We start from the raw sequence: 14,723 nt of genomic DNA, 5'->3' as shown, positions 1-14,723 counted from the left end.
CAGTTGCAATGAGAGATGTAGACCAATTTGACGTGCAACATGAAGGTGTGGAGTGGGTGCTTTTATCGGATATGGGAACCGAGGTGTTTGGGTCTCCAACGATGAACGGGATGCGTTCCTCGATTGGTACGCGAGTCATCGCTGTCGTTGGGACGACGTTCGTTGGCGGTTCTGCAAACACCATTCCCGTCGTTGGCCGGGAAACGGCATTGAACTCGGCGAACTCATCCCCAGGGGCGAACGGTTCACGGTCAGTGATTTCGAACTTCAGCGAGCAGCCGCCAAGCATGACTCAGCGGTTGGCAAGTTGCTGAGGGTCATTGTCGACATTACTCACGCGAAGTGGAAACACTTGGCGGATAGCTCGGAAGCCGTCTGCTGGCGGAATTCATGATTCGGTAGGCTGGGACGAGTTTTGTAGGCTGGGTCATGACCCAGCATTTTCCTCGCGAAGCATGCTGACTTGCTGGGACTTGTCCCAGCCTACGACTCGATGCGTACGACAACGAAGCCTAATCAGTTACACTCCGCGACCAGCGGACCGGCGAGTTCGTCGAGGTAGAAGAGTTTGCCGGGGTGGGTGGGCATGAAGGTGGACGGAATCCATGGGGTGGGTTCGTGGCGGAGAGTCATCCACAAACTCAAACCCTGCCATTGCATGCCGCGACTGAAGGTGCCGTCCGCTCCACCGATGATTTTGTCGGCTCCCAGGAAGAGACCGGGGCCGATCGTGTTCGCAAAACACGGCACGAGTGTCGTACGGCTTTTGAAGCTGGTGACGGCGTTTTGTTCGATCGTCAGCGGATGGAGATTGGCCCCGATGCGATGCGTCGCGGCTTTCCAATCGGCTTCGGATTCGAACTCGCCCGCGAATTGCGGTTCCCAAAACGCGATGTGGCAGACTCGTCCGATTCCAAAAATGACCGTCAGCTTCGCTCCGGCTTCGCGAAGCTCACCGATCTTATCGGCATAGTTCGGCAGCACTCGCTTCGTGGCGAAGTTGCGTTGACGCTTGGGGACCGTCAGTTTTCCCAGCGGGCCGTAGAACGCATCTTCCATCGCATTTTGAAACGAACCGGGCGCGGAACCGGGCAGGGTGGTGCCTTTCTCGTCGCTCCATTCGTCCATGTTGAAACCGTGGACGTGTTTGCAGTCCACGCCCCATTCCTTCAGGAAGAACACGGCCCAACGATACATGCCCATCGGACCAACGGGCAAAATCAACGCGCATTGTTCGCCAGCGTCTTTAGCATTTTTGATGGTCAACGCAATTTCGTGGCCCATGTAGGTGTCGAAATCGGTTGGCGAGGTGCACTCGATCAGTTGGAAATCTTTGTGCCACCACTTCTGCTTTTTGCCGATCGCCTGCGGGTCGTCATCGACACAGGCATCGATCTTCTTCAGATCCCAACCGGCAGGGAAGAAGTTTTCCATATTGGAACCGGAAATCGTACTGACCAAATCCATCGAATGTCCTTCGTCACTGTTGCGTAGTCACTGCGTGGCCCAGCCACACCGAAGCGCGTTTGGGCGAAAGTATAACGACAACTGTTGATGCTTTGCACGGAAATGCCGGGCAAATTCACCGGGTTTACTCGTTTAGAGCGGTGTCGACTTCAACGAAGTACGGTCCCGGGGATTTCGCTTCCGCTCCCAGCCAGATTTGAAGTCGAGCGGGCCCGGCGGGGAGTTCGATCTGCAATGTGGCTTCTTTGTCGGTCGGTTGGGTGGCGACAGTTTTCTCGACATCCCCGCAACGCACTCGCATGATTTGAGTGTTCAATGCTGGTGTTTCGTCGATGTAGCTTGGCCGCATGCGAGCGGTGATTTCGTATGTGCCCGCTTTGGCGACATCAACCGCCCAGAAACCGTTGGCCTTCTGGCCTTTAAGGATACTGTTTTGATGCCACGGCACGGGGCCGTTGTTGGTGTGCCAATCGTGACAGGTCAACGCCACTCGTTCTGCTCCATCGTGACCGAGGCCGATGCGAACGTAATCGTCGAATCGGGTCGAGATGTCTTTGTACCATTCTTCGTAGTGCTCACTGAGTTTCTGGAACACTTCGGGATTCTGCTTGGCGACATTGGTTTTCTGACCGGGATCGTTTTGCATGTCGAACAGTTCGCGTTTTTTCCCGTCGCAGACGAACCGCCAACGATCCGTCATCACCGCCGCCTTCCGCCATTTCTGCGGAAACTCGACGCGTTGCGAATGCACGGCGAGGGTGCGGGCCGGCCAGAGTGCGCTCCGGGTATTGCGGCTCAACAGTGGCGCCAAACTTTTGCCGTCGACTTTCAAATTCTTCGGCATCGGTACGTCACAGAGATCGGCGAGCGTGGGGAGCACATCGATGTGAGCGGTGATGTGGTTGATATCGTGACCGTGTGCGAGTTGCCCATTCGGATAATGCACGAAGAACGGTACGCGATGACCGCCGTCGTATTCGGAACCTTTCTGCCCTCGCATGCCCGCGTTGAATCCGCCTTTCTGAGCCCCGGCGGCGGTTCCGTTGTCGGTGGTGAAGATGAAAATTGTGTTCTCGGCCAGTCCGAGTTCGCTCAGTGATTTCCGCAGTCGACCGACGTTCTCATCGATGTTGGTGATCATGCCATAAAATTCTGCCCGTGGCGACGGAATGCCCATTTGCTTGTACGGTTCGCTGTATTTCTTCGCGACCAGGAACGGCCCGTGAGCGGCGTTCGTGGGGATGTAGCAGAAGAACGGACGTTCGCGGTTCGACTTGATGAATTCGATCGCGGCGTCGGTCCAAACGTCGGTGCAGTATTTGTCTTCAGTTTCGGCGGTGCGGAATTTTCCGTTCTCCCAATAGGTGTCGCCGAAGTAATCGTTGCCCCAATAGTCGGGCGTTTGACCGACTCCACCGCCGCCGTGAATAAAGACTTCCTGAAAGCCTTGGTCTTGCGGACGCAGCGGGTAATTGTCACCCAGATGCCATTTCCCGAAGCACGCCGTTCGGTAACCATTGGCGGCGAAGACTTCCGCGATGGTCGTTTCATCGGGGGCCATCATCGAGCGTCCCATGATCGTGTGCCACACGCCGGTTCGGCTGGAGTACCGTCCCGTCATCAACGCCGACCGCGTCGGCGAGCAAGTGGGATCGACGTGGTAATTCGTCAATCGCACGCTTTCGGAATGGAGTTGATCGAGGTTTGGCGTTTTGATTTGTGCGTTTCCATGACATGCCAAATCGCCATAGCCTTGATCGTCCGTCATGATGAGCACGACGTTCGGCTGGCGTTGTTGCTCTGCGGCTTCCGCTTCTTCGATGAGCGACACGGAAGAAATGACCGTGGCTGCGAAAAGGCTGGTGGCCATCAGGCCAAGACGGAAGTTGGTCGTCAAACGTTGTTGACTTCGTTCTCTCCAGGGGAACATGGTGGCATCTCCATTCGAGCGTGGCTCTGAGTCGTGACGGGTGTGGGACTTGAGTATCCCGTGAAAGTCCGGGGAGTTCAACTTCGCCGAAACCTAAGACTGCCAAGTGGCTTGCGTGGACTTGAGTCGAATTCTTGCTTGGCCCCAAAAAAATGGGCGAATTCTCCCGCGGCTTGTCGCAATTGATTTGTTGGGTTTCAGTGCAATGACCGGTTGATTCGCCGCATCACTCGCAATTCACCTGCATCTCCTGTCTTCGCCATTCTTTGTGTTACATACAGTCAAATTTCCCACTGTGTCCCAGCCATATGGTGGTATCCCCTATGTGGGCGGCATGAACGCCCCCGGTTTGTGCCGCTGATTGAGCCACAACCGGTGCTGAAAACTACGGGCCAAAAAACAGTCGACCAGCGTGTTCGTTCATGGAATCCACGAACATTGAGATCGGTCTGCAACGCTCGACCTTTTTGAACTTATTTCCCCTCTATGTGCCAAAGGGCATTTGAACATGCTTCTGTCGAACTGGTTGAACTTTCTGCGTGGTTCCTTCACTCGCAAACGGAAAACAGGGGGACGTCGTCGCGTCCGTCTTCAACCGATGACCTCCAACGTCGAGCAACTTGAAACACGGGAACTCCTGACCGGTGATCCGCTCATTATTACGGTCGATGTGGCGGATGATTCCTCCAACTCCAACACCGACCCAGGCGATATTTCGATTCGTGAAGCCATTCAGATGGCGAACGACAACCCCGGCGAAGACCAGATTATCTTCTCTGAATCGTTGGCAGGGTCAACGATTGTCATTGATGGCGGTGAACTCACCATTACCGATGACCTGACGATTGTCGGCCTTGGTGCTGAAGACCTGACGATCAGTGGTGCGGACAGCAACCGTGTATTCTTCATCGACAATGCCGACGTGCATTTCGCTCACTTCACGGTTGCCGACGGTTTTGCCCGCGGGGGCGACGGTGAAGACAGCGAATTCGGCGGCGGTGGCGGTGGCGGTACCGGTATGGGCGGTGGGATCTTTGTCGACACCGGCTCGAATGTTGTCGTGCAAGACATGATTTTCCTCGACAACCAAGCGGTCGGGGGTGACGGCGGGGACGCCGGTGTGCCCGGTGCTGGCAATACCGGCGGTGCTGGTGGCGATAGTTCGATCGGCGGGGCCGGAGCCAATACGCAATCCGATGCGACTGAGTTCGGAACTGGTGGTGGTGGCGGAAACGGCTCCGCTGATGGCAGCACGTCGCTCAACGGGCGCAGCGGGTTGAACGGTGGTGGCGGCGGCGGTGGTGGTGGAGCCATCGGAATCGGCGGATACCGCGGTGCCATCGGATTGTCGTTCGATCATAATTCGGGATACTATCACACCGGTCTCGGTAGAGGTGGAGATGCCTTCGACGGTGTTCTCCACGATGACTACCATGGAGAAGAAGAAGACATCCCACTTGCGACCGCTCCGGCTGCAAATGCCGGTGGCGGTGGCGGTGGAGCTGGTATGGGGGGGGCGATCTTCGTTCGGGATCATGCGACGCTATCGGTCGTGGATACTCACTTCGCCCGTAACCGCGCGATTGGTGGTGAAGCTGGCCGACACTCGACGGGTGTCGGGGCCGGCGTTGGTGGAGCCATCTTCGCGATGGACGATGTCGTTGTGAATGCCGTCGGAATCACTTTCGGCAACGGCAGCGATCAGGCGAACATTCAAAGTTCTTACAGCACGTTTCCGTCCAGTCCAGCTTCCGATCGCTTCGAGTACGGAACAACAGAAGCAATTTCCAACAGCGCTGTTTACGGGGAATTCGCCAATCAACTCCCCGGTGTGACTTTGGTCGATACGGTTTCCGCTCCGGAATACCTGGGAGTGTCCTTCCTCAACTACTCGACGTACGGGCAGAATTTCAATCAGAGTGGGGAAAATGGACAGTCGCTGACCAGCGTGGAAACCATCTTGGACCGACTCGGTAGCAAGGGGATCCGCGAAGAAGTCGGGACGTTGGATGGCATCGCGATTACCAGTGTCGACGACTCGAACGGCCTCTGGTTTGCCGTCTATGATGGTGTCGAGGAAGAATACACACGCGAAGTGATCTCAACGTACAACACCTTGAACTTGGAAGAGTTGATCGGTGTGCCGGCGGTGATCAAATCACGGATTGACGGGTTGCAGTTCCGAATTTTGGACCTCGACGAACTCGATCCGCAAATGCAATTGCAGGTTCCAGCGACATTGGAAGACGGCGTGCTCACGATGTACGTCGATTTCGACGCGAATGACGGCCAAGGACCGACAGCATTCGACCTCCTCGCACAGTCCTTCTATCTTCAATTCGCATTTGCCGATATCGAAGTGGATATCATCCCCAGCGGATACAGTTTCTTCGAAGCGGAGCACTATGAGTATGGCGAGCAATACGGAGGTGATCTCACTGAAATCCGTATCACGAGCGAATTGGAACTGACCGATTTCACTCCGGGAATTTCCGAATCGTCGGCGTTGGTCCTGACGGGGACGGAAGAAATCACGTTCCTGGCCGACGAGTTTCCTTACACCGGGTACTACGGGGGTTCGGAATACTACAGCGGATACAATGACGGTCCATTTGAAACTTTGACGCACGCTCAACCGACAATCACGTTCCGGGCATGGGACGAAACCGGTGCCGTTGCGGGCGATCGCATCGACACGGATGAAAACTCCACCGTTAGCACGGCAAACGGGATTGCGGTGGTGGATGTCGTCGACCCTGCGTTCTACGGAAGCAATGCGGAGAAAGATTCGGAATCGGAGACCAGCGAACATCTCTCCGAGGGAATCTCAATCATCCTCACGCCGGATACGAATTTGCCATTCACGATTCCGGTTGATCTCGTTCCCGTGAGCGGCAACCGTCAGCATCCATTTACCATCACCGGTGTGGGCGGCGTGTGGGCGTCTGGACCAGTTGTCACGTCGAACCATGCCACAATGACTTCCTCCAGTCCGGTGGACTTCGGGAACTTCTTCTCGCTCAGCGGAGTCCTTCAACTCAGCTCGCTAGACAGCTCGAGCTACTTCGACCAAGGTAGCCAAGCGATTCAGAACGCGAATATTCGCTTCGGTTATTACACGACCGAAGGGAATGATCTTCGCGAACCGATTTCCGTCATTCGGAGTGCGGCGTCCACAGATGCGGGCATCACGCACTTCAAAATCGATGGCCTAGAGAACGGCACGCTCTACAAGGACGCCGAATTCACGCAAGAATTGGGAGCCAACGAGTTCGTTAGCTATGGCAATGGCAATGCGTACTTGTACTTCCGACCCGATGACGGTTTCAAAGGCGTCGCGGAGTTCCGCATCATCGAGTCCACATCGGATAGCGCGAGCGGCGTGAACTTCCCGACGTCTTACACCGAAATCGATAACGACGCACCAATCTTCCTCACTCGTTCACTGGATGGGTATTTCGCCGACGCCGATCAGTTCCAGATCACGAACATCACCAACGGCACGCTGTACTACCTCGACGGTGAGTCCGAAGTGACGATCAACGAGAATGACTATCTCGATTGGGAAATCTTTGGTGTCAGTGGTTCGTTCGAGTTGTACTTCCGTCCGGATTCTGGATTTACCGGCACGGGCTCGTTCGACGTGCAAAGTGCCGTCAGTGGTGAAGGCGATCCCGAATTGGTGGGTACCGCCAGCACCAAAACGATCGACGTGCTGCGGATCAACAAAGTCTTCGTGCTCGACAAACCTGTGTTGTCGGCCGAATCGAGCAGTGCGTTCGAAGGTGATGATGGGGAAACCTACGTCTCGTTCACCGTCACGCGAAGTGGCGAATTGGGCCTGATTGGGGAAACCACCGTCGATTACGCCGTGACCATTGATGAAGACGATACGGCGTCGGCCAATGACTTCGTCGGTGATTTGCCGTCCGGGACGCTGACGTTCCGTGAAGGCGAAACCACCCGCGTGATCAAGGTACGTGTCAACGGTGACGAGTTGGTCGAAGGCAACGAGACCTTTTCGCTGAAATTGTCGAATATCTCGTCGAACACTCAACTGACAAAACTCGACGTGAGTGAATCCCATCACACAGGTGTCATCTATAGTGATGATTTGCCAGAGTTCACCATCGAAGCGGCGGACATCACCGAAGGCGATGAGGGCACGAAACAACTCACATTCACCGTGACACTTCTCGACGATGTCGATGGCGGCATCGAAGTGAACTATTCGACGCAAATCGGATCGAACTCGGGCCCATCGAATAAGTTGTACTTTGAGGGGACAGCGAATGAAATCGAGACGTTGAGCTTCATCATCAACGGCAATACGGATTACGGAAAAGATGCCGCATACTCGGTCAGCTTGGACAGCGCGAGCGTCGATGGTCACACTCTTCCGTTCAGCAACTTTGTCAGCAGCATCTCAACCTCGGCGACGGTCATCAATGATGATGCAGCAATCGTTTCGGTCGAGGACATCGAGCACAACGAAGAAACCGAAGGCAAAGCGAAGTTCACGGTCACATTGAGTGCCGCTTTGGATGTCGACGTGACCTTCGACTACAACACGGTCGATGGAACCGCGACGACCGAAGACAGCGACTACACTGGATCAACCGGAACCGCCACGATCAAAGCGGGCGACACCTCGGTTGAGATCGAAGTCGATGTTCCCAATGACAGCGTGGTCGAACTCAGCCAGACGTTCCAACTGCAACTGTCGAACTTGGATTCCAACGGCGAATTCGTCGTCCTCAAAGACTCTGACTTGATCTGGGTGGCCGACACAACGCTGGCCAACACGGAGTCCGAGCCGATTCAGACGTTGGTTCAAGACGGTTTCTACTATCTTTTGAACGACGATGGGATTCACATCTTCAGCATCGGTGGCGATCAATCGCTGGAGAAAACCCTCACCATTCCCACAACGACGGCCGGGGAATTCGCGAGCTTCGATGTCACGCATGGCGCGGGCGAATCGGCAGCAATTGTGGTTGCCCTCACTGGGGGACACGGCTTCCAGTCGATCATCGTCGACGCCGACCGTCAGGAGCAACTTGGTGTGACGACGGAGTCGATGACTCCAAACGATGCGGACCTCGACGAGTATCAATTGGTTCGTTACGACAACAACGACGTGCGGTTGCTGGCTATCAGCGCGACGAAACTCGATGTGCATTTGCCCGGTGAATCGACCGATCCGGACACGTACCGTTCGTTCGCATTGGCCGATCTGGGACTAAGTACCGTGGCCGACGCGCAGTTTATCGGTGACGATGAAGTGCTCGTGCTGGACACGACTGGTAAGGTCGTCATTCTCGATCTGAGTGAGATCGACGACGAAGAAGTGACCACACTCGATACCTACTCTGCGACGATGCCACCAGCGAGCGTTCACGTTTCCGGTCGGTATGCTCACGTGGTCGGTGCCTCGGACAAACCGTTGATCATTCTGGACATTTCCAATCCAGAAAACATCGTCGAAGCGGGGACGAACACGGGACTTGCGATTGTGGACTACGCAGTCGATGGCAAATTCGCCTACATCGCGACCGAGACCGATGGGCTGGAAGTCTACGATGTCAGCGAACCGACCTCATTGAAGTTGGTGGATTCCGTCGCGTCACTCACCGGGTTGCAATCCGTCGCGGTGAATGACGGCACGATTTGGGTGGGAGCACCGATCGACGAAAGCACGAACTTCAGCGTGAGTCAGTTCACGTTCCAGTCCGCCGCAACCGGCACCATCACCGACAGCGATACCGCAGTCATCACTGTAGACGATATCCAAAAGCTCGAAGGTGACAGCGAAACCACCGACTTCACCTTCACAATTGCGATGGACCGCAAAGTCGAGCACGATGTCACGGTCGACTACAAACTCGTCGCCGGTACGGCGACGGCTGGTTTGGACTACACTGACAAATCGGGAACCGTCACGATTTCCGCTGGGAATACATCGGCAACCGTGACGATCTCGGTGATCGGGGAAGTTTTGGTCGAGGATGACGAAACCTTCTCCATTGAACTATCCAACATCGATGCCGGTGAATACTCGGTGGAGTTCCCCGACGATGCGGAATCAGAGTCGGCAACCGCGACGATCGAAAATGAAGACATCGTCAAGGTGTCGATCAACGACATTACGATCACCGAAGGCGACATCAATACTTCGTCCAAGACGTTCGTGGTGACTCTGAGCAGTCCGATCAACGAAGACGTGACCATCGATTTCGCCTCGCAAGCTGTGACGGCCACTGAAGGCGTGGATTATGCGAAAAAGGCCGGTCAGTTGGTGATCACCGCCGGTCAAACCAGTGGCACGATCACGGTGGAAGTTGCCGGCGACAGCGATGCCGAAGCCGACGAAACTCTCAACATGGTGTTGTCCAATCCCGACGCCGGTAGCTACGACATCGAAATTGTCGACGGCACCGGAGTGGCGACGATCGACAACGACGATGTTTCAAAAATCTCTGTAGGGCAGGCCACCATCGCGGATGATGTCGATGGTTCTGTGGTCTTGTCGGTCACTTTGGATCGTCCGGTCGCTCATCAAGTGACTGTCGATTACTCCGTCACCGATGGAACTACGAATTCCCATGACTACACGAACGGAACCGGCACCGTGACGTTCGCGCCGAACCAGACTTCGGCCGTCATTGTGATCAACCCAGCGGATGACATGGTTGTGGAGTTGAACGAGACGTTCACAGTCAATCTCAGCAATGTGCAGTCGGGAGGATTCGATGTTCAGATCGAAGACGGTACCGGTGAAGTCACACTGACGAACCAGTTGAAGAGTCAGCTCGTCTTCTATCCAAGTGGTGTTGGTGGTGAGTCCGAGACCGGTGAGCCGACGACGGGTTTTGAATTCCACTTGACCTTGCCCGTTGATCATGATGTGACGGTCGACTACACAACGTCGGATGGCACGGCAACGGCGGGAAGCGATTACACTGCGAAGTCCGGTTCGATCACGATTCCGGCCGGACAACGGTATGCATCGCTACGAATTCCGATTCTCGATGATAGCCTCAGCGAATTGACGGAGTCGATTCAACTCTCCGTCAGCAACTTGCAGGCGGGGGGCCGCAACGTGGAGTTACCCTCCACAACTTCGTCGACGTTTATCAACGACAATGATCTGTTGACATTGAGTGTCGGTGACAGCTCGTTTGCGGAATTCGACGCCGGTGTAACACTCGGGGCGGGGGTGACCGTGAGTCTGAACCGTTCGGTGGATCACGATCTCACGGTGAACTTCACCGCCACCGACGGCACCGCGACCAGCGGTAGCAACGACTACGGTGTCCGAGCTGGCACACTGACCATTCCCGCTGGTAAAACCACCGGGGTGATTCCATACGATGTCTTTGGCGACAACGTCGTTGAAGCCGACGAAGTGTTCTACATCGATCTTTCCGACCCATCGGCGGGTGATCATTTCGTGCAAGTCACCGATTCTCGGGGAACGGTCACGATTCAGAATAACGATAGTGCCCTGGTTTCGCTTGATGAATTGACTTCGGTCGATGAAGCCAATGGGAAAGCGAGCTTCACGGTTTCGCTCAGCAAAGCCGTCGACGAAACGGTGACGATCGGTTACGCGACTTCCAACGGAACGGCAACCGGCGGAAGCGACTTTACTGCCGCTACGGGGACGATCGAGATTCCTGCTGGACAAACGCAGGGTGTGATCGAAATCGACATCACGGACGATCAACTCGTCGAACTCGACGAGAACTTCACGCTCACGCTGACGAGCATCAATGCCAACACCCGAAATGTTGCTTTTGCTGACGCCAAGTCGCGGACGGTGACGATTAGCGACAACGACACGGAAACGATTTCGGTCGGTGATGTTCAAGTGACCGAAGGCGAAACGGATGTTGTCAACTTCACGGTTAGCTTGACGAGCCCGGTTTCCCAAGATGTCACCGTGAGCTACGAAACCGTTGCGGAGTCGGCAAAGGCGGGCAGTGATTTCACGGCGAAAACCGGCACGATCACGATCCCCGCTGGGCAATCTTCCGCGAATGTGTCCGTCGAATTGCTGGATGACAACGCCACTGAAATCTCTGAAACCTTCGCGTTGAACATTTTCAATCTGCAAGCGAACGGGCTCGATGTCGATATTCTCGACTCGACCGGGCGTGCGACGGTTCTCAACGATGACCAGTCGAATTTCAGCATCAACGATATCTCGCTGACTGAAGGGAACGATGGTGTCACCACGCGTACGCTGACCGTGACCCTCAGCAATCCTTCGGATGCCGATGTTTCATTCGACTATGTCATGGCGAACGGGACCGCATTCGCAGGAAGCGATTTCAAAGCGGAGCCGGGAAGTCTGACGATCCCGGCTGGTGAAACATCTGGCACGATTACGGTGGAGGTCTTGGGAGACCGAGTCACGGAAGCGGACGAATATTTCACGGTTCAACTGTCGGACTTTGAATTCAACGGTCGCGATCACGCCGTGGTTGAGAGTGTCGGACGAGTTTCAATTCTCAACGACGACAGCACCGAAATCGGGATCAACGATGTCAGTGCCACCGAGACGGATACCGAAGGCCAAGTCAAAACCTTCACCATCGCGTTGGACCATCCAGTCGATCGCAACGTAACCGTGAGCTACGCAACTGCTGATGGATCGGCGAAAGCTGGCGTGGACTACATCGCCAAGTCGGGAACCCTCACCATTCCCGCCGGTCAAACCAGCGGAACGGTTTCGGTGACGTTGATTGGCGATACCGTGGTTGAAGCCGATGAAGCGTTTGTCGTGGAAATTTCTAACGTGCAAGCTTTTGAGCGAAATGTTTCGATCGAAGATGGACAAGGTCAGCTGACACTTGCAGACAACGATTTCGCGACCGTGAGCGTCAACGATTTGGCGATCGCGGAAGCGGATGCCGGTACGATCGCAACGGCGGGTTTCGCAGTTGTGCTTTCGCAACCGGTCGACCGGGACGTGACGGTTGAGTATGCAACGGCAAATGGAACAGCGAATGGTGGTAGCGACTTCATCGCAACCACCGGAACCCTGACCATTCCCGCCGGTCAAACACGTGGGATCGTCAACGTGGGTGTGACGGGGGATAACCTTGTCGAATTGAGCGAAAACTTCGCCCTCAACATTGCGAACGTATCAGCCGAAGGCCGCGATGTGACGATTGCGGATAGTCAAGGCTTGGCGACGATCACCAACGATGATTCGGCGGCGGTTTCAATCGGTGACGTGCGAGTTCGCAGCGGGAACAGCGAGAGCTTGGAAGTCGTCTTTAACGTCTCTTTGAGTCAGCCGAGCGATGCCGATGTGCAAATTGACTTTGCAACCGTCGACGGAACCGCAATTGCCGGCGAGGACTACACGGCGACCACCGGAACTCTCACGATTCCTGCCGGTCAGACGAGTGCTCAGATCACCGTCGATGCAAGTGGTTCGCGGTTTAGTTCCGAACAACTGAACTTCACCGTCGATCTTGCGAATCTCAACGCCAGTGGTCGCGATGTCACCGTTGCGGATTCCCAAGCCGAAGCCGTCATTCGACCGCTGCTGCAAACAGTTGTCAGTTCGGCAGTCGATCCGGAGATGATCAGCATTCAATACCCGAGTTCGGCGTCGGGGAACTTTGACGGTGACGAATCTGGGTTGAAGGATGACTTGTTGTTCTGGAACCCGGCGACCGGCGAAAACTTGTTGCTGCTCGAAGATGGAACATCTCAGGAAAACCCGATCGGACCAACTGTGATCAACGACGGTATGTTCCGGCAGTTGATCGTCGGGAACTTCGACGAAGGGGACTCCGACAGCTTGTTCTTCTGGGATCCGGCTAGCGGTACGAACCGTCTGTTGCACCTCTCGTATGACACCGAGACCAACCAGGTTTCGGCGAACTTGCAACAGAACGCCATCGTGAAACCGGCCATCAACAGTAACGATTTCGATCAAGTTGTTGTCGGCAACTTCGATGGTGGTGGAGCCGAAGACTTGTTCTTCTACAATGCGGTGACCGGCAAGAACCGGCTAATTCACCTCGCCGGCGACGTGCCCGGTGAAACCACGGTGGCGGTCGGGATTCGAACGAATCTCGTGTCGCCGACGGCAATCAACGGAAACGATTTCGAGAGCGTCCACGTCGGACACTTCATCGAAGGCGGCCCGGATGAGTTGTTGTTCATCAACCTGGAAACCGGCAAGAACCGAGTTGTCGACTTCGCGACGGACGTTGCTGGCGTCTCGACGACGTTCGCTTCGGTCCGTACGAATGTCATCGAACGATCGGCCTTCAACGGCAACATGTTCCCGAAAATGGCCATCGGCGATTTCAACTCCGACGGGTTGGACGAAGTGTTCTTCTGGGATCCGTCCAGCGGCAAGAACCGCTTGGCCGTTGTGGACGGGGCATTCGAGGACTTGGATTTCACCATCATCGACAATCCGATCTCGAATACCGCGATCAACGGCAATCAGTTCACGGATGTGGTGGAGCGAGTGAGCGGCAACGGTGGCGATGAACTCTTCTTCTGGAACCCGTTGACCGGTGATAACCGCGTTGTGAATTCGGACCTTCCAACACTGTAGTCACTGATCGGAGGGTTTGCATGGAGCGTGCAAGCCCTCGGTTGAAACGCAGTTAAAACAACGACCCCTCGGCGAAACTCGTCGAGGGGTTTTTTGTTGCGGTTCGCGGTCATCACAAACGTGATGCCATGCCGTCTACTGGGCGACGGCGGCGGATGAGTCGTTGGTTTGTCGGGCTTTTTCGTCACGGAACGATTGCCAAAGCAGAATTCCGGCCCCCGCCATGATGGCCATATCGGCGACGTTGAAAATCCCTGTGCGAAGCGAACCGATACCCACGTTCAGAAAGTCAGTGACCAACCCGTTTTGAGTGGTGCGGTCAATGAGATTTCCAATACCGCCCGAGAGCAACAACGCCAGTGAGACGAACGAAATCGGACGCATTTTCCAATTCACGATCAGCACCACGATCAACGCGACGAGGAACACCGAATTCAATCCGGTGAGCAACCAAAACCGGGCCGTCGCGGAGAGATTTCCGCCCAATCCGAGGAATGCACCGGGATTCAAGGCATAAGTGAGACGGAACGTGTCTCCGAAATACGAGTGGACGGTGTGGGGGTGTAGCGACTGCGTGGCCCACCACTTCGTCCCCTGGTCAATTCCGATGCCGAGTATCAAAATCCCCAGCAACACCCAAACGCGGGGGAATTTTTCGTCCGATTCACTCATAGCCAATCCGTCGTGCATGTCGTTTCGAGAACTGTTCCTTCAGCATCGTCGTTGCAATGGAAT

The 14,723-nt window shown here is 55.3% G+C and carries 5 protein-coding genes; 2 read left to right on the top strand and 3 right to left on the bottom strand.

Going from position 1 to position 14,723, the window contains the following annotated elements; genetic code table 11:
• The first annotated feature begins 52 nt into the window (after window positions 1–52).
• Window positions 53–394, top strand: coding sequence for a hypothetical protein (locus G6R38_RS17645; protein ID WP_166828866.1), 342 nt, complete (start codon window positions 53–55; stop codon window positions 392–394).
• A 122-nt stretch (window positions 395–516) separates the two neighbouring features.
• On the opposite strand, the gene G6R38_RS17640 is transcribed toward G6R38_RS17645, so the two are convergent.
• Together G6R38_RS17640 and G6R38_RS17635 are read right to left on the bottom strand one after the other, a co-directional pair.
• Window positions 517–1,467 (bottom strand): sugar phosphate isomerase family, encoded by a 951-nt coding sequence (locus tag G6R38_RS17640; RefSeq protein ID WP_166828861.1) that lies wholly within the window; start codon window positions 1,465–1,467, stop codon window positions 517–519.
• 124 nt (window positions 1,468–1,591) lie between these two features.
• Window positions 1,592–3,397 carry an arylsulfatase gene (locus tag G6R38_RS17635; protein WP_206028623.1) on the bottom strand — a complete coding sequence of 602 codons (1,806 nt, stop codon included), beginning with the start codon at window positions 3,395–3,397 and terminating at the stop codon, window positions 1,592–1,594.
• Window positions 3,398–3,905: 508 nt separating this feature from the next.
• Here G6R38_RS17635 and G6R38_RS17630 point away from each other — a divergent pair.
• Window positions 3,906–13,988 carry a Calx-beta domain-containing protein gene (locus G6R38_RS17630; RefSeq protein ID WP_166828858.1) on the top strand — a complete coding sequence of 3,361 codons (10,083 nt, stop codon included), beginning with the start codon at window positions 3,906–3,908 and terminating at the stop codon, window positions 13,986–13,988.
• A gap of 135 nt (window positions 13,989–14,123) precedes the next feature.
• Here the strand turns inward: G6R38_RS17630 and lspA are convergent, their stop codons facing one another.
• A complete protein-coding gene (gene lspA / locus G6R38_RS17625; protein WP_166828855.1) occupies window positions 14,124–14,660 on the bottom strand; it encodes a signal peptidase II in 537 nt (178 codons plus the stop codon).
• Window positions 14,661–14,723 lie beyond the last annotated feature (63 nt).

The organism is Thalassoroseus pseudoceratinae, assembly GCF_011634775.1.
Lineage (GTDB): Bacteria > Planctomycetota > Planctomycetia > Planctomycetales > Planctomycetaceae > Thalassoroseus > Thalassoroseus pseudoceratinae.
This window is presented reverse-complemented; position numbering and strand designations above follow the sequence as displayed.